Annotated in this window: 15 protein-coding genes; 10 read left to right on the forward strand and 5 right to left on the reverse strand. The window is 70.3% G+C overall.

Features of this window, described 5'->3' with window-relative positions; all coding sequences use genetic code 11:
* Positions 1 to 13: 13 nt before the first annotated feature.
* On the forward strand, positions 14 to 2,782 hold the full coding sequence (locus tag MQC88_RS11975) for a valine--tRNA ligase (protein WP_243322389.1): 2,769 nt from the start codon (positions 14 to 16) through the stop codon (positions 2,780 to 2,782).
* A gap of 55 nt (positions 2,783 to 2,837) precedes the next feature.
* Positions 2,838 to 4,466 carry an amidohydrolase gene (locus MQC88_RS11980; protein ID WP_243322391.1) on the forward strand — a complete coding sequence of 543 codons (1,629 nt, stop codon included), beginning with the start codon at positions 2,838 to 2,840 and terminating at the stop codon, positions 4,464 to 4,466.
* A gap of 10 nt (positions 4,467 to 4,476) precedes the next feature.
* Here the strand turns inward: MQC88_RS11980 and rimI are convergent, their stop codons facing one another.
* From rimI to pssA, 3 genes are all read right to left on the reverse strand, one after another.
* Positions 4,477 to 4,917: a ribosomal protein S18-alanine N-acetyltransferase gene (gene rimI / locus MQC88_RS11985; RefSeq protein WP_243322734.1), complete on the reverse strand. Its 441-nt coding sequence runs from the start codon at positions 4,915 to 4,917 to the stop codon at positions 4,477 to 4,479.
* A 75-nt stretch (positions 4,918 to 4,992) separates the two neighbouring features.
* Positions 4,993 to 5,241 (reverse strand): hypothetical protein, encoded by a 249-nt coding sequence (locus MQC88_RS11990; RefSeq protein WP_243322394.1) that lies wholly within the window; start codon positions 5,239 to 5,241, stop codon positions 4,993 to 4,995.
* 5 nt (positions 5,242 to 5,246) lie between these two features.
* On the reverse strand, positions 5,247 to 6,020 hold the full coding sequence (pssA, locus tag MQC88_RS11995) for a CDP-diacylglycerol--serine O-phosphatidyltransferase (protein ID WP_243322395.1): 774 nt from the start codon (positions 6,018 to 6,020) through the stop codon (positions 5,247 to 5,249).
* A gap of 76 nt (positions 6,021 to 6,096) precedes the next feature.
* On the opposite strand from pssA, the gene MQC88_RS12000 reads away from it, so the two are divergent.
* From MQC88_RS12000 to MQC88_RS12015, 4 genes are all read left to right on the forward strand, one after another.
* Positions 6,097 to 6,516 (forward strand): DUF4124 domain-containing protein, encoded by a 420-nt coding sequence (locus tag MQC88_RS12000; RefSeq protein WP_243322397.1) that lies wholly within the window; start codon positions 6,097 to 6,099, stop codon positions 6,514 to 6,516.
* A gap of 6 nt (positions 6,517 to 6,522) precedes the next feature.
* Positions 6,523 to 6,810, forward strand: a complete 288-nt coding sequence (locus MQC88_RS13000; RefSeq protein ID WP_243322399.1) for a DUF4124 domain-containing protein — start codon at positions 6,523 to 6,525, stop codon at positions 6,808 to 6,810.
* Positions 6,811 to 7,014: 204 nt separating this feature from the next.
* Complete coding sequence (locus MQC88_RS12010; protein ID WP_243322401.1) at positions 7,015 to 8,718, forward strand: proline--tRNA ligase; 1,704 nt, start codon at positions 7,015 to 7,017, stop codon at positions 8,716 to 8,718.
* A gap of 521 nt (positions 8,719 to 9,239) precedes the next feature.
* Positions 9,240 to 9,659, forward strand: a complete 420-nt coding sequence (locus tag MQC88_RS12015; RefSeq protein WP_243322403.1) for an H-NS histone family protein — start codon at positions 9,240 to 9,242, stop codon at positions 9,657 to 9,659.
* A gap of 45 nt (positions 9,660 to 9,704) precedes the next feature.
* Here the strand turns inward: MQC88_RS12015 and MQC88_RS12020 are convergent, their stop codons facing one another.
* Entirely contained in the window at positions 9,705 to 10,964 is a 1,260-nt protein-coding gene (locus MQC88_RS12020; RefSeq protein ID WP_243322405.1) for a threonine/serine exporter family protein, read from the reverse strand.
* Positions 10,965 to 11,084: 120 nt separating this feature from the next.
* Here MQC88_RS12020 and MQC88_RS12025 point away from each other — a divergent pair, with 120 nt between their 5' ends.
* The 4 genes from MQC88_RS12025 to MQC88_RS12040 are packed head-to-tail and all read left to right on the forward strand — an operon-like array spanning position 11,085 to position 14,675.
* The gene (locus tag MQC88_RS12025) at positions 11,085 to 12,212 is read left to right on the forward strand and encodes an ABC transporter permease (protein ID WP_243322406.1); all 1,128 of its coding nucleotides are present in this window, start codon (positions 11,085 to 11,087) and stop codon (positions 12,210 to 12,212) included.
* Positions 12,213 to 12,244: 32 nt separating this feature from the next.
* Positions 12,245 to 13,069 (forward strand): ABC transporter ATP-binding protein, encoded by an 825-nt coding sequence (locus tag MQC88_RS12030; protein ID WP_243322736.1) that lies wholly within the window; start codon positions 12,245 to 12,247, stop codon positions 13,067 to 13,069.
* Between the two features lie 2 nt (positions 13,070 to 13,071).
* Entirely contained in the window at positions 13,072 to 13,998 is a 927-nt protein-coding gene (locus MQC88_RS12035) for an MlaD family protein (protein ID WP_243322409.1), read from the forward strand.
* 2 nt (positions 13,999 to 14,000) lie between these two features.
* Positions 14,001 to 14,675 (forward strand): ABC-type transport auxiliary lipoprotein family protein, encoded by a 675-nt coding sequence (locus tag MQC88_RS12040; RefSeq protein ID WP_425491634.1) that lies wholly within the window; start codon positions 14,001 to 14,003, stop codon positions 14,673 to 14,675.
* 60 nt (positions 14,676 to 14,735) lie between these two features.
* Here MQC88_RS12040 and MQC88_RS12045 read toward each other — a convergent pair whose 3' ends face one another.
* On the reverse strand, positions 14,736 to 15,392 hold the full coding sequence (locus MQC88_RS12045; RefSeq protein WP_425491630.1) for an alpha-ketoglutarate-dependent dioxygenase AlkB family protein: 657 nt from the start codon (positions 15,390 to 15,392) through the stop codon (positions 14,736 to 14,738).
* Positions 15,393 to 15,553 lie beyond the last annotated feature (161 nt).

The raw sequence follows: 15,553 nt of genomic DNA on the forward strand, positions 1-15,553 counted from the left end.
CCAGAACAACGCAATGACCAGCACCCTCGCCACCGGCTACGACCCGACCAGCTTCGAATCGCGCCTCTACGCGCAGTGGGAGGCCAGCGGCGTGTTCGCGCCCAGCGGCAAGGGCGAACCCTATTCGATCCTGCTGCCGCCGCCCAACGTCACCGGCACCCTGCACATGGGCCACGCCTTCCAGCACACGCTGATGGACGCGCTGGTGCGCTACCACCGCATGCGCGGCTACGACACGCTGTGGCAGCTGGGCACCGACCATGCCGGCATCGCCACCGAGATGGTGGTCGCGCGCAACCTGGCGCTGGAAGGCAAGGGCGAAACCCGCGATTCGCTCGGGCGCGACGGCTTCATCGCGCGGGTCTGGGACTGGAAGCAGCATTCGGGCGACACCATCGAACGGCAGATGCGCCGGCTGGGCACCTCGGGTGACTGGTCGCGCAGCGTGTTCACCATGGATCCGATGGCGGCCAACGCCGTGATCGAGGCCTTCGTGCGCCTGCACGAGGAAGGCCTCATCTATCGGGGCCAGCGCCTGGTCAACTGGGATCCGGTGCTGAAGACCGCGATCTCCGACCTGGAAGTGCTCAACCAGGAGGAAGACGGCTTCCTGTGGTCGATCTCGTATCCGCTCAGCGACGGCAGCGGCTCGCTGGTGGTCGCGACCACGCGCCCGGAAACCATGCTTGGCGACAGCGCGGTCATGGTGCATCCCGACGACGGGCGTTACGCGGCGCTGGTCGGCAAGACCGTGACCCTGCCGTTGACCGGTCGCGAGATCCCGGTGATCGCCGACGCCTATGTCGACCGCGAATTCGGCACCGGCGTGGTCAAGGTGACCCCGGCGCATGACTTCAACGACTACGCCGTGGGCCAGCGCCACGGCCTGCCGCTGATCAACATCTTCACCCCCGAAGCGGCGATCAACGACACCGCGCCCGCGAAGTACCGCGGGCTGGAACGCTACGCCGCGCGCAAGGCGGTGCTCGCCGACCTCGAAGCCGCCGGGCTGCTGGTGGAAACCAGGCCGCACAAGCTGCAGGTGCCGCGCGGCGACCGCACCGGCCAGGCGATCGAGCCCTACCTGACCGACCAGTGGTTCGTGAAGATGGACGGGCTGGCGCAGCGCGGCATGGAACTGGTGGAGCGCGGCGACGTGAAGTTCGTCCCCGCCAACTGGATCAACACCTACCGCCACTGGATGGAGAACATCCAGGACTGGTGCATCAGCCGCCAGCTGTGGTGGGGCCACCGGATCCCGGCGTGGTACGACGCAGCGGGCAACATCTACGTCGGCCGCGACGAGGCCGAAGTGCGCGTGAAGCATGCACTCGGCGCCGACGTCGCGCTGTCGCAGGACGCCGACGTGCTCGAGACCTGGTTCAGCGCACAACTCTTTCCCTTCAGCACCATGGGCTGGCCGGACAAGGCGTTGATGGCCGAACGCGGCTTCGACCGCTTCGTGCCGTCATCGGTCCTGGTGACGGGCTTCGACATCATCTTCTTCTGGGTCGCGCGCATGATCATGGCGACCGACCACTTCACCGGGCAGGTGCCGTTCAAGGACGTGTACATCACCGGGCTGGTGCGCGACTCGCACGGGCAGAAGATGTCCAAGTCCAAGGGCAACGTGCTCGATCCGCTGGACCTGATCGACGGCATCAGCGCCGACGCGCTGGTCGCCAAGCGCACCACCGGGCTGATGAAGCCGACCGATGCGCCCCGGATCGAGAAGGCCACGCGCAAGGAATTCCCGAACGGCATCCCCGCGTTCGGCGCCGACGCGCTGCGCTTCACCATGGCCGCGCTGGCCGGCCCCGGGCGCGACATCAAGTTCGACCTCGCCCGCGCCGAGGGCTACAAGAACTTCTGCAACAAGCTGTGGAACGCCACCCGTTTCGCGCTGATGAACGTCGGCGACGCCTCCTTCGAGGGCGTGCCCGCGCCCGTCACCGATGCCGAGAAGTGGATCCTCGCGCAGCTGGACCGCGCCAGCGCCGAGGCCGCCGCGCACTTCGCCAGCTATCGCTTCGACCTGCTGGCGCAGGTGCTGTACGAATTCACCTGGAACCAGGTCTGCGACTGGTTCCTGGAGCTGGCCAAGCCCGCGCTCAACGGCGACGACCCGGCCGCGGCCGAGTCGACCCGCCATACCCTGCTGCACGTGCTGGAATCGCTGCTGCGGCTGCTGCATCCGCTGATCCCGTTCGTCACCGAGGAACTGTGGCAGGCGGTCGCGCCGAAGCTCGGCAAGTCCGGCAGCATCATGCTGCAGCCCTATCCGCAGCCCGGCCAATCGGCTGCCGCCGGCTACGCGCGGGCTGATGCCGACATCGAATGGCTGAAGGCGCTGGTCTCGGCCGTGCGCCGGATCCGCAGCGAGCTCGGCGTGTCCCCGGCGAAACAGGTGACGCTGCTGCTGCGCGGCGGCAGCGCCGACGATGCCGCGCGGGCGGCGCGCTTCGATGCGCAGTTGCGCTTCCTGTGCCGGCTCGAGCGAATCGAGGCGCTTGCCGGAGAACCGCCGGCGGCCGCGCCGGCGGTGGTCGGTGAGCTGCAGTTGTTCGTGCCGCTGGAGGGCCTGGTGGACCTCGACGCCGAGCGCGTGCGCCTGGACCGGGAAATCGCGCGGGTCGCGGCCGAGCAGGACAAGAGCGCGGCCAAGCTGGCGAAGTTCGGCGCCAACGTGCCGGCCGCGGTGGTCGAGCAGGAGCACGCCCGCCTGGCCGACTGGAGCGGCAAGCTGGATGCGCTGCGGGCGCAGCGCGCGCGCCTGGGCTGACCGTTCCCGGGGCGCGAGTGCGTAAGCCTCCCGTGATGCCCACGGGAGTCGCGCCATGCGCCGGTTGTTCGCTTCGATCCTGCTGTTCGCCTCCGCGCAGGCGGCAGCCGCCGACCTGGTCCTGCACAACGGCAAGGTCTGGACCGGTGATCCCGCGCAGCCGGCGGCCAGCGCCATCGCGATCGCGGACGGCCGCATCGTCGCGGTCGGCAGCGACGCGCAGGTCCTCGCGCTGGCGTCGGCCGACAGCCAGCGCATCGACCTCCAAGGCCGGCGCGTGGTCCCCGGCATCAACGACGCGCATACCCACGTCACCCTGGGCCTGCCGTCGATCGACCTGAAGGTGGACCGCGCCGGCGGCAGCGCGGCGGTCCGGGCGGCGCTGGCCGCGCAGCCGCAGGATGGCGAACGCTGGATCACCGCCGACATCGGCATGGACGTGCTCGCGGACCCGGCGATGCGCCGGCGCCAGCTCGACGCGTTGCAGCCGAATCGCCCGGTGCTGCTGACCGGCTGGACCGGCCACGGCATGCTGGTCAACAGCGCCGCGCTGCAGGCCCTCGGCCTCTCGCTGCAGCGGGTGCCGGCGGGCGGCTGGCTGGGCCGCGATGCCAGCGGCGATGCCGACGGCCGCGTTTACGAATACGCGCAGTGGTCGCCGCGCACGCAACTGCCGCCGCGCCCGCGACGCCTGCGCCAGGTGATCGCCGAGGACACGGCCACGTTGCTCAAGCTCGGCGTCACTAGCATCCAGAACATGGCGATCGGCACCCCGGTGCCGGACTTCATCGCCGCTTGGCGCGACAGTGGCACGCCATTGCGGGTACGCGTGATCCACACGCCGCTGGCGACTGCGCCCGGGCAACCACTCGCGGCCGCCGATGTCCCGCGCGCCGACGCCGCGCGCGCCGACGCCGCGCGCGCCGACGCCGCATACCCGGCAATCACCGTTTCGGGCACCAAGTGGATCCTCGACGGCACCCCGATGGAACAGGGCGCGGCGATGCGCCACGCGTATGCGGACGGCGGCCACGGCCGGCTGAACTTCAGCCAGGCGGAAATCGCGGCGTTGCTCGGCGAGGCGTTCGCCCGCCGCGACCAGCCGTTGTTGCATGTCTCCGGCGACGCCACGCTCGTCGCCGTGCTGGAGGCCATGCAGGCGGTGGCCGCGCCCGCGGCGTGGCAGGCGCTGCGCCCGCGGATCGAGCATGGCGAAGGCCTGGCTCCCGACCTGCTGCAGCGCGCGCGCGAATTCGGCATCGTGCTGGTGCAGAACCCTTCGCATTTCATGCTGCCGGCGGCCGAAAGCGCGTACATGCAGGCGCACGGGCTGCAACCGTTGTCCGCGGTCGCGGCCGCCGGCATCCCGCTGGCGCTGGGCAGCGATGGCCCGCCCAGCCCGTGGCTGAACATGCTGTTCGCGATCAGGCCGGCCTCGCGGCCCGACCAGGCGCTGGACCGCGAACAGGTACTGCGCGCCTATACCGCGGGCAGTGCGTTCGCCGAATTCGAGGAACACCGCAAGGGCAGGCTCGCGACCGGTTACGCCGCCGACCTGGCGGTGCTGTCGCAGGACGTGCTCGACCCGTCGCTGCCGGCCGAGGCGCTGCCCGCCACGACCAGCCTGTTGACCGTGGTTGCAGGCGCCGTGGCCTGGCGCGATCCGGACTGGCAGGCGCACTAGCGCCAGCGCGTCAGGGCGCGTCCTCGTCGAGAAGTTCCATCGCCATCACGATCGCGTCCTCGCGACCGCCGATCGCCGGGTAATAGCGCGGGCGGCGACCGATCTCGTTGAAGCCTTCGGCGTGATACAGCGCGATCGCGGCCGCGTTCGACGGCCGCACTTCCAGGAACAGGCGTTGCGCGCCGCGCCCGCGCGCGACCTGCAACAGCGCGCGCAGCAGCCGCCGCCCGTGGCCCTCGCCCTGCACTTCCGGGGCGGCGCAGACGTTGAGCACGTGCGCTTCGTCGGCGGCGATGCTGAGCACGGCGTAGCCGATCAGTTCGCCGTCGCGCTGCAGCACCCAGGCCGGGTAATCGGCGCGCAGGCAGTCGCGGAAGATGCCGCGGGTCCACGGGAACGGATAGGCGCGCTGCTCGATCGCCAGCACCGCGTCGAGGTCGTCCTCGCGCATCGGTCGCAGCGTCGCCAGCGCGGGGATCGTGCCGGCCGCGAGCGCGCTCACGGTGCCGCGCTCATGGCAGCGGGCTCATGGCGCCGCGCGGCGCAGGCGCCGCAACCGTGGCCACAGTGCGCGCTTGGCGCCGGCATCGCCGCGCAGCGCAGCAGGCTTGGGCCATGCGCGCGCCAGCTGCACGGCATCGGCGGCGGCGCGATCGCGGCCCGCGGCGCGCAACAACGCGTCCAGCAACGGATCGTCGGGCAGCGCCGGATCCTGGGCGACGAACGGCGTGTGGCCCATGGCCTCGAGCATCTCGCGCTGGAATGCATCCCACATCGCCGTCACCCCGCCTTGGAGGTCCGCCGCCGCAGCCACAGCACCGGCCCGGACAACGCGTACAGCACGCCGGCGGCCAGCAGCACCCGCGGCGGGTCGAGCACCAGCGCGATCAGCACCACTAGCGCGATCACGATCGCGAAGAACGGCACCCGCTCGGCCTTCGGCCCGCTGCCGCTGCCCTTGAAGCTGGTATAGCGGATGCGGCTGACCATCAGCAGCGCCGCGACCACGGTGACGGCGAGCGCGACGTAGCGCAGGTCGCTGCCACTGAGCCGCAGGTCGTGGCAGGTCCAGACGAAGCTCGCCATCAGTCCCGCCGCCGCCGGGCTGGCCAGGCCGATGAACCAGCGTTTGTCGACCTGCGCCACCTGGGCGTTGAAGCGCGCCAGCCGCAGCGCCGCGCAGGCGGCATACAGAAACGCCGCCAGCCAGCCGATCTTGCCTGCGGTGAGGCCGTCGAGCTTGAACGAGGACAAGGCCCAGTAGTACATCACCAGCGCCGGCGCCATGCCGAAGCTGATCAGGTCGGCGAGCGAGTCGTACTGCACCCCGAATTCGCTCTGGGTGTTGGTCAGGCGCGCGACACGGCCGTCGACGCCGTCGAGGATCGCGGCGATGAAGATCGCCACGCACGCGGCCTCGAACCGCCCCTGCGAGGCGGCGATGATGGCGAAGAAGCCGCCGAACAGGCCGCCGGTGGTGAACAGGTTGGGCAGCAGGTAGATGCCGCGGCCGCGGGGGCGCGGCGGGCTGCCACTGGCGATGGGATCTTCCATGGGCGCCAGTTTAGCGGCTTGCGGTGCCCGCCCGGGGGTGCTGGAATCGCACCACCCGCTTCCCCCGGAGTCTGCCATGTCCCCTTCCCGCCTGCTGCTGGCCGCAGCCATGCTGGCGAGCGCCGCGATGCCGCTTTCCGCCCAGTCCGTGTACCAATGGAAGGACGCCAACGGCGTGACCCAGTACAGCAGCACGCCGCCTGCCAGCGGGACTTTCAAGCAACGCAGCATCAATACCCATGGCGCGCCGGAAACCGCCACTGCCGCGGCCAAGCCGGCCGAGGACAAGGCCTGCGAAACCGCACGCAAGAACATCAACCTGCTCAAGGGCGACGCGGCCTTGCAGGTCGACAGCGATGGCGATGGCAAGCCGGACAAGACCCTGTCGGACGACGATCGCACCAACCAGTTGCAACTGGCCCAGGCAACGCTCAACGTGAAATGCCCGGGCACGCATGCATCGGCGAACGCCGAAGCCGCAGCGGACGGGAGATAGCGGGCGGTGCGGTGGCGCTGGGCCATCTTCGCGGGGCTCGTGCTCGGCATCGGGCTGTCCTGGTGGGTATCGCGCGACAGCCCGGAGCAGGCGCAGGCCAGGCGCCAGCGCGCAGAACAGGCTGCCGCCGCCAATGCCGAGGATGCGCGCCCGGTGCTCTATCGCTGGCGCGACGCCGACGGCATGCTGCAGGTCACCGCGCAGCCGCCGAGCGGCAAGGATGCGGGCCGCAAGTACGAGCGCATCGACCAGCAACCCCGTGCGGGCATCGAGGTCCACGGCAACCCCGACTGAAGCGGGGCCGAGCGCGCGGGCCAGCCTCGAAGCGACGGCGTCGTCCCGTTGCGGCATGGAATCCGCTTCGGTCCCATGGACGCGGCTCCCGCGCATTGCACGGCACCGCGGCATTTGGGTTTTGGTGCCTGCCGCCCGGCCAGCCGCCGTGCACGCGCATGGCAGAATGGCGATCTTCCCGCCGCCTCCCCCGAGCCCTCCCCGATGCGCCTGTCGCAGTTCCACCTTCGAACCGTCAAGGAAACCCCCGCCGACGCCGAGATCGCCAGCCACCAGCTGATGCTCAAGGCCGGCATGCTGCGCAAGCTCGCCGCCGGGCTCTACACCTGGTCGCCGCTGGGCTTGCGGGTGCTGCGCAAGGTCGAGGCGGTGGTGCGCGAGGAGATGGACCGCAGCGGCGCGATCGAACTGCTGATGCCCACCATCCAGCCGCAGGAGCTGTGGGAGGAAACCGGGCGCTGGGAGAAGTTCGGCGGCCAGCTGCTGAAGATCCGGGACCGCAAGGAAGCCGGCTACTGCTACGGCCCCACCGCCGAGGAAGTGATCACCGACTTCGCGCGCAACGAACTGGCCAGCTACAAGCAGCTGCCGGTCAACTTCTACAACATCCAGACCAAGTTCCGCGACGAGATCCGGCCGCGCTTCGGGGTGATGCGCGCGCGCGAGTTCCTGATGAAGGACGCGTACTCCTTCCACCTCGACGACGATTCGCTCGCCGCCGAATACCGCAACATGTACGACGCCTACGGCCGCATCTTCACCCGCCTCGGATTGAAGTTCCGCGCGGTGTTCGCCGATACCGGCGCGATCGGCGGCAGCGCCTCGCACGAGTTTCACGTGCTGGCCGACTCGGGCGAGGACTCCATCGCCTGGTCCGACGGTTCCGACTACGCCGCCAACGTCGAACTGGCCGAAGCGCTGGCACCGGGCCAGCGCCCCGCCGCTGCCGAAGCGATGCGCAAGGTCGAGACGCCGGTGCAGAAGACCTGCGAGGACGTGGCCGCCCTGCTCGGGATCCCGCTTGCGCGCACGGTGAAGTCGGTGGCGCTGATGGGCGACGAGGGCACCGGCTTCGTGCTGGCGCTGGTGCGCGGCGACCACGTGGTCAACGAGATCAAGCTGGCGAAGCTGCAGGGGCTGGCCGGATACCGGCTCGCCACCGAGGACGAAATCCGCGCGCACCTGGGCAGCGAGCCGGGCTTCCTCGGCCCGGTCGCCCCGAAGCAGGCGATCACCGTCATCGCCGATCGCAGCGTCGCGGCGATGGCCGATTTCGTGGTCGGCGCCAACGCACCGGGCTTCCACCTGGCCGGCGTCAACTGGGGGCGCGACCTGCCGGAGCCGGCGCTCGTCGCCGACATCCGCAACGTCGTCGCCGGCGATCCGTCGCCCGACGGCAAGGGCACGCTGGCCCTGGCGCGCGGCATCGAAGTCGGCCACGTGTTCGCGCTCGGCGACCGCTATTCCAGGGCGATGGGCTGCACCGTGCTCGACGCCGGCGGCAAGGCCACGCATCCGCTGATGGGCTGCTACGGCATCGGCGTGTCACGGATCGTCGCCGCCGCGATCGAGCAGAACCATGACGCCAACGGCATCGTCTGGCCGCAGGCAATGGCGCCGTGGCAGGTCGCGGTGTGCGTGATCAACCCGAAGGGCGACGCGGCGGTCGAAGAGGCGGCCGACACGCTGTACCGCGAACTCGGCGCGGCCGGCATCGAGGCCGTGCTCGACGACCGCGGCCTGCGCCCCGGCGCCATGTTCGCCGACATCGAGCTGATCGGCATTCCGCACCGGGTGGTGGTCTCCGGCCGCGGGCTGGAAGCCGGCACCTTCGAATACCGCGCGCGCAGCGCCACCGAGTCCGAGAATCTGGACCGCGCCACGCTGCTGGCGCGGCTGACGCAGTAAACCGGATCGCTGCCGGCTGCAGTGTCTCGCAGCCTTGGGCGACGCTTTCCGGGGTACCGACAATCATCAGCGCCGGATGCGGATATCCGTCGGGCGCCGGATGCGGACGCCTTTGGGTGCGAATGTCCCCCGGCCTGCGGCCTCCTCCTTTATTTCGCACCCAAAGGCGACCGCATCCCGCGTTGCGAGTTGCGGAGTGACTCACAAGAGACAGCAGAGCAACGCTCTTCTTAAGACCCGCAATCCGACGTCCCGGCGTGGCTGCCGGCCCTTCGGGGCGAAATCAAGGAGGAGGCCGCAGGCCGGGGGCGTCGCCCCGAAGGGCTGGCGGCCACGCCGGGGCCCTTCAGCTCGCGACGAAGGCATGTAATCGGACAACCTCCAACGCAAGCCTCCGCGATTTGGCGAAAAACCGAACATGTTCGGAGATTCGACCCTTTCGCTGGCGGAAACCCCGTTCTCGCGGGAAATACAGCGCAGTGCCATTAGAATCGACGCCAACGAAAGCAACCGGAGTCCCCATGTCCATCGACCTGAGCAAGCTGTCCACCCGCGAACTCGATGCGCTGATCGCCAAGGCGAAGAAGCGCAAGGCAACGCTCGGCAAGCGCAAGCCGATCGCGACCGTGCGCGGCAAGCTCACGCAACTGGCCAAGGCCGAGGGCTACACCATTGCCGAACTGTTCGGCACCAGGGATGTGGCGGCGACGCCACGCGCGAAGCCCGCCAAGGCCGGCCGCAAGCTCGGCAAGGTCGCGCCCAAGTACCGCAATCCCGACAACGCGGCGCAGACCTGGTCCGGCCGCGGCATGCAGCCCAAGTGGCTCGCCGAACAGGTGCGACGCGGCAGGTCGCCCGCCGATTTCCTGATCAGCGCAACGCTCACGGCCAAGCCGATCAAGCAGGGCAAGCAGGTGGTCAAGGCCGCGCAGGACGCCTGAGCTTCGCGCGACGGGCGAACCAACGCACCCGTCCAGCCACCGGTGCTACAGGTTCCGGCGGGTCGGCAGCAGCAGGTTGCCGAACAGCAGGCCGGCGATCAGCGCCAGCAGGATGTTGAGCACGCCCAAGGCGGCGCTCTGCCCGACTGCGGCATCCTGCTGCTGCACCAGGGTCATCACCCCGCGCAGGCTGGCGCTGCCGGGTACCAGCATCAGGATCCCCGGCACCCGCACCAGCGCGCCCGGGCGCCGCACCCAGCGCGCATAGCCGTTGCCGGCCGCGGTCGACGCCAGCGCCGACAGGAAGATCCCCACCGGGCTGCCCCAGGCCTGGCCGCCCAGGCGCGAGATCAGGTAGCCGCCGATGGCCGCCAGCATCACCAGCGGATAATCCCGGCGCGCGGTGCGGAACAGCAGGGCGAACGAGAACGCCGCCACCACCAGCGCGCCCCACTCCACCGCATCGGGTTGCGGTCGCCATGCGCGCACCTGCGGCTCCAGCCCCGCCAGGTGGGCAATGGCCAGGGCGATGGCGGTGCCGACGGTGAGCTTCATCACCGTTGCCAGCGCACCGGCGAATCGGGCCACGCCCGAGACCAGGTGCTGGCTGGTGAGCTCGTTGACGGCATTGGTCAGGCTCATGCCGGGCACCAGCACGATCAGCGCGGCGATGATCACGGTGTTGAGGTTGAGCGGCGCGATGAAGGTCGCCACCGCGATCGCGACGAAGCCGGCCGCCAGCGCCGACAGCGCTTCCCCGGCCTCGCGCAGCTGCGGGCGTCCGCGCGTGGCCAGTTCCAGCAGTCCGATCAGCACCCCGGTGGCACCGGCGGTGGCGATGTCCAGCCACGGCAGCCGCAGCAGCCCCGCGATCGCGGCGGCGGCCAGGCCGAAGCCGAAGACCATCGCCAGGTTGCCGCGCCGGGTCGGTGGCCGTTCCAGCGCGCGCAGCGCGGCGTGGCCGGCGGCGATGTCCAGGCGCCCGGCCATCACCTCCTCGGCGATGCGATCGGCTTCGCACAGCTTGGCCAGGTCGGTGTCGCCCGGCGGCAGGCGGATGACGCGGGTGATGTCGCTCAGGCCCAGCGGCCGCAACGGATCGCTGAAGGTGAGGATCAGGCCGGTGGGATTGGACATCGGCTCGCAATCCAGGCGCAGGGCGGAGGCCACCGCGTTGATCGCGCCTTCCAGCCGTTGCGCGGTGGTGCCGTAGGCGTGCAGGTGTTCGGCCAGCTCGACCACGAAGCCGATCCGCGCGGCGTAGTCGCCGCTGGCTGCGGGCGAAGGCTCGGTGGTCGTGGGCATCGGCGCTGGCGGCATCGCCGAAGCATCGCACGCGGTGCCATCGCCATGCAGCCCTCGCGACGGCGCCGGCCGGCACGAATCTGTATCCTCGCCCGCAGCACGGACCGGAATGCCATCCGCATGAGCGCCGCCACCCGCACCACGCCGGACATCGCCGTCGAAGACGCCTCCGGCGCCGGCACCGGCGCGCGCCTGCGGCTGCGCGGCAACTGGACGCTGGAGCACGCGACCGCGATCACCGACGCGCTGCGCGGCGCGCCGGCCGCCGACGGCGTCGACGCCAGCGGGGTCGGGCGCCTGGATTCGGTCGGCGTGCTGCAACTGCTGCGCTTCGCCCGCCGCAAGGGGCTGGATTTCGGCAGTTTCAAGTTCCGCGGCGACCACCACGCGCTGGTCGCCGCGATCGAGGATGTCGCCGACGAGCGCCCGAAGAGGAAGCGCGAATACGGCTTCGCCGCGGCGCTCGGCCGCCTGGGCTACGCGATGGCCGACAACGGCCGCGAGATCGTCGCGCTGGTCAGTTTCGGCGGCGAGAACCTGTCCAAGGTGCTACGCATGGCCCGGCAGCCACGCCGCTTCCGGCTGACCGCGACCGTCGCGCACATGGAGCAGGTCGGCCTGGACGCGGTGCCGCTGGTGGCGCTGCTGTCCTACCTGGTCGGCGCGGTGATCGCGTTCCTGGGCGCGAACATCCTCGCCGACTTCGGCGCCACCATTTATGTCGTCGAACTGGTCAACGTCGCCTTCCTGCGCGAGTTCGGCGTGCTGCTGACCTCGATCGTGCTCGCCGGCCGCACCGCCAGCGCGTTCACCGCGCAGATCGGCGCGATGGTCAGCCGCGAGGAAGTCGACGCGATGCGCACCCTGGGGCTCGATCCGGTCGATGTCCTGGTGATCCCGCGGCTGCTGGCGTTGGTGGTGACACTGCCGCTGCTGACGTTCATCGCCGACCTGGCCGGGCTGCTGGGCGGCATGACGGTCGGCGCGTATGGCCTGGAGATCCCGCCGCAGGCCTATTTCGCGCGGATGCAGGACACGATGCAGCTGCGGCATTTCCTGGTGGGCATGTCGAAGGCACCATTCTTCGCGGTGGTGATCGCCCTGATCGGCTGCCTGGAGGGCCTGCAGGTCCAGGGCACGGCGCAATCGGTGGGCGAGCGCACCACCTCCAGCGTCGTGCAGACGATCTCGCTGGTGATCATCCTGGACGCGATCGCCGCGATCTGGTTCATGCAGATGGACTGGTGAGCATGGCGACGCAACCGATCACGGCGGCCGCGATGCCGGACAACGACCGCGACGAGGCGACGCCGATCATCCGCGTGCGCGGCCTCGCCAACCGCTTCGGCGCGCAGGTCGTGCACGAGGGCCTCGACCTGGACGTGCGGCCCGGCGAGATCCTCGGCGTGGTCGGCGGCTCGGGCACCGGCAAGTCGGTGCTGATGCGCTCGATCATCGGCCTGCGCACGCCCGATGCCGGGCAGATCGACCTGCTCGGCGTCGACGCGCGCTCGGAGCAACGGGAAGACCGCCTGCAGATCGAGCGCAACACCGGCGTGCTGTTCCAGGACGGCGCCCTGTTCTCCTCGCTCACGGTCGGCGAGAACGTGCAGGTGCCGTTGAAGGAACACCACCCGGAACTGCCCGATTCGCTGCGCTACGAACTGGCGCTGCTCAAGGTCAAGCTTGCCGGCCTCCCCGCCGACGCACTCGACAAGCTGCCCTCGCAATTGTCCGGCGGCATGCGCAAGCGCGCCGGGCTGGCGCGGGCGTTGGCGCTGGATCCGCCGCTGCTGTTCCTGGACGAGCCGACCGCGGGCCTGGATCCGATCGGCGCGGCCGCGTTCGACCGCCTGATCCGCACGCTGCAGCAGGCGCTGGGCCTGACCGTGTTCCTCATCACCCACGATCTGGACACCCTGTACGCTATCTGCGACCGGGTGGCGGTGCTGGCCGACCGCAGGATCCTGGCGGTGGCGCCGGTGGCGGAACTGGAACGGCTGGAGCATCCCTGGGTGCAGGAATACTTCAACGGCCCGCGCGGACGCGCCGCCCGCGATGCCAAGCGCGATGGCGCGCCGCCCGACGGCCGCGAGGAAAGCTGACGATGGAAACCAAGGCCAACTACGTCCTGATCGGCGCCTTCACCCTGGCCACGGCGGCATTCCTGCTGCTGTTCGGCCTGTGGGCGGCGAAATACTCCTCCGACCGCGACTGGCAGGAATACCGGGTGGTGTTCACCGAGCCGGTCACCGGCCTCACCGAGGGCAGCTCGGTGCAGTACAACGGCATCGCCATCGGCACGGTCGAAACGCTGGACCTGGACCCGAAGGATCCGCGGCGCGTGATCGCCCTGCTCAAGCTCAAGGCCGACACCCCGGTCAAGGTCGACACCCGCGCCAAGCTCTCGATCACCGGCCTCACCGGCGTGCCCTTCATCCAGCTCACCGGCGGCAGCCCGGGCGCGCAGATGCTGGCCCGCGGCGACCGCGACCGGATCCCGGTGATCCAGACCGAGGCCTCCGCGCTGCAGAACATCGCCGACACGGCAAACCGCCTGGTTTCGCGCATGGACGAGGTGTTGAGCGAGGAAAACGTCAAGCGCATCAACGACACGCTGGCGCACATCGAAACCCTGACCGGCGCGGTGGCCGGCCAGCGCGAGGACCTGCGCGCGCTGATCGTCAACGCGCGGCAATCCAGCGAACAGTTGTCCAGGACACTGGCGACCACCAACAAGGCGGTCGAGGACATCGATCGCGAACTGGTCGACAAGTTGCCGGGGCTGATCGCGAGGCTCGACAGCACCCTGGGCAAGCTGGACTCGGCCGCCGGCGGCGCCGATGCGATCCTCAACGAGAACCGCGCCGCGATCCACAGCTTCGCGACCGACGGCCTGTCGCAGCTCGGGCCGACCCTGGGCGAACTGCGCGCGCTGGTCCGCGACCTGCGCCGGATCAGCGACCGCCTCCAGGGCAGCCCGGCGCGTTACATCCTCGGCCGCGATGCACCCAAGGAGTTCGAACCCGAATGAACATGCCGCGCATCCCGAATCGCACATCGGCAACCGGCCCGCTGCGCATGGCCGCGGCATTGCTGGTCGCCGGCACCCTGCTGGGCGGATGCTCGCTGCTGGGCGGCAGCCGCGAGCCGGTGACGATCTACGCGCCGGATCCGCGGATACCGGCCGATCCGGCGTGGCCGCAGGCGACCTGGCAGCTGTCGATCAGCCGCCCGGACGCCGCGCGCATGATCGACAGCGCGCGCATCGTGGTGCGCCCCACGCCGGGCGAGTTGCAGGTCTACAAGGGCGCGGCCTGGGCCAGGACCCCGGGCGAGCAGTTGCAGGACATCGTGCTGCGCACCCTCGAGGACTCGCGCCGGATCGGCGCCGTGGCGCGCCAGGGCAGCGGCATCGCCGCCGACTACAAGCTGGAGATGGACCTGCGCCGCTACGAAGCCGACTACGCCGGCAACGCGGTTCCCGCCGCGACCATCGAGGTCAACGCCAAGCTGCTGCACAACATCGACCAGGACGTGGTCGCCAGCCGCACCTTCCTGCAGGCGGTGCCGGCCGCCGGCACCGATACCGCGCTGGTGGCGCAGGCCTTCGGCCAGGCGCTGGCGGCGATCGGCCACGACATCGCCGGCTGGACCCTGGACAGCGGCAATGCGCATGAAGGCAGCGGCGCGCACGCCGGCCGCCACTGAAGGCCTGGACGTGTCCGGACGATCGTCCCGGGCGCAGCGATGGATCCACGGCGCGGGTCGTCAACCAGCAGGTCCCTCGCTGCGCCCCGGATGGGGCGCCCGCGCCCCGCGGGAGCGGTCTGGCTTTGCCTGGGGCTGGATGCTGCGGAACGTCAGATTGATGCGCGGCCCGACCGGCTTCGCCGTCCGCGGCAACGCATGCCGATAGCGCTGCTGGGTATCACCGCGCATCAACAGCAGGCTGCCGGCCGCCAACTCCAGCGCAAGCCTGCCGCCTGCTCCGCGGCGCGGCTTGAGCAGGAAGCGGCGCGTCGCCCCCAGGCTCAACGACGCGATCACCGGGCGCGCGCCCAGTTCCGGTTCGTCGTCGCTGTGCCAACCCATGCTGTCGCGGCCATCGCGGTACAGATTCGCCAGCACGCTGTTGAAGTCGATGCCCAGTTCCTCCCGCAGGCGCGCGCGTAGCGGCAGCAGCGCCGCGGGCCACGGCCGCGGCTGGAAGACGGCGCCCGAATAGGCATAGGCCGCGCCCGGATCGCCGATCCAGCAGCTCAGCCGCGGCGAAGCCAGTTCCCGCCCGAACAGGCGGATGCGATGCACTTCCCAGGGAATGGCGGTCTGCAGGGTCGCGAACAGCGCAGCGGCGTCGGCCGGCGGTAGCCAATCCGCTTCCAGCGCAAGCTCCGCCCCCGGCAATGCCAGCGGCAACAGGTTCATCCATGCAAGCTATCGCATTGCGGCGCGCACCGGCGACCACGCTGGAGTTGCCCGAGCCTGGGCCCCGGATCGTCGTCCCCGGCAAGGCGGAGATCCATAGCAGACACGGAAATCCAGCGCCCCCGATCGCGCGGGGCGACGGCGTCGATGGGTTCGGAGCT

Origin of the sequence: Cognatiluteimonas sedimenti (assembly GCF_022808325.1) — a bacterium.
Taxonomy (GTDB): Bacteria; Pseudomonadota; Gammaproteobacteria; order Xanthomonadales; family Xanthomonadaceae; genus Cognatiluteimonas; species Cognatiluteimonas sedimenti.

Bases quoted from the DNA above. Each gene is read 5' to 3' on its own strand.
- pssA (WP_243322395.1), bottom strand. From the start codon at position 6,020: ATGGAAGATCCCATCGCCAGTGGCAGCCCGCCGCGCCCCCGCGGCCGC.
- MQC88_RS11990 (WP_243322394.1), bottom strand. From the start codon at position 5,241: ATGTGGGATGCATTCCAGCGCGAGATGCTCGAGGCCATGGGCCACACG.
- MQC88_RS12015 (WP_243322403.1), top strand. From the start codon at position 9,240: ATGTCCATCGACCTGAGCAAGCTGTCCACCCGCGAACTCGATGCGCTG.
- MQC88_RS12025 (WP_243322406.1), top strand. From the start codon at position 11,085: ATGAGCGCCGCCACCCGCACCACGCCGGACATCGCCGTCGAAGACGCC.
- MQC88_RS12010 (WP_243322401.1), top strand. From the start codon at position 7,015: ATGCGCCTGTCGCAGTTCCACCTTCGAACCGTCAAGGAAACCCCCGCC.
- MQC88_RS11975 (WP_243322389.1), top strand. From the start codon at position 14: ATGACCAGCACCCTCGCCACCGGCTACGACCCGACCAGCTTCGAATCG.
- MQC88_RS12020 (WP_243322405.1), bottom strand. From the start codon at position 10,964: ATGCCCACGACCACCGAGCCTTCGCCCGCAGCCAGCGGCGACTACGCC.
- MQC88_RS12000 (WP_243322397.1), top strand. From the start codon at position 6,097: ATGTCCCCTTCCCGCCTGCTGCTGGCCGCAGCCATGCTGGCGAGCGCC.
- MQC88_RS12045 (WP_425491630.1), bottom strand. From the start codon at position 15,392: ATGAACCTGTTGCCGCTGGCATTGCCGGGGGCGGAGCTTGCGCTGGAA.
- MQC88_RS12035 (WP_243322409.1), top strand. From the start codon at position 13,072: ATGGAAACCAAGGCCAACTACGTCCTGATCGGCGCCTTCACCCTGGCC.
- MQC88_RS12030 (WP_243322736.1), top strand. From the start codon at position 12,245: ATGCCGGACAACGACCGCGACGAGGCGACGCCGATCATCCGCGTGCGC.
- MQC88_RS11980 (WP_243322391.1), top strand. From the start codon at position 2,838: ATGCGCCGGTTGTTCGCTTCGATCCTGCTGTTCGCCTCCGCGCAGGCG.
- rimI (WP_243322734.1), bottom strand. From the start codon at position 4,917: ATGCGCGAGGACGACCTCGACGCGGTGCTGGCGATCGAGCAGCGCGCC.
- MQC88_RS12040 (WP_425491634.1), top strand. From the start codon at position 14,001: ATGCCGCGCATCCCGAATCGCACATCGGCAACCGGCCCGCTGCGCATG.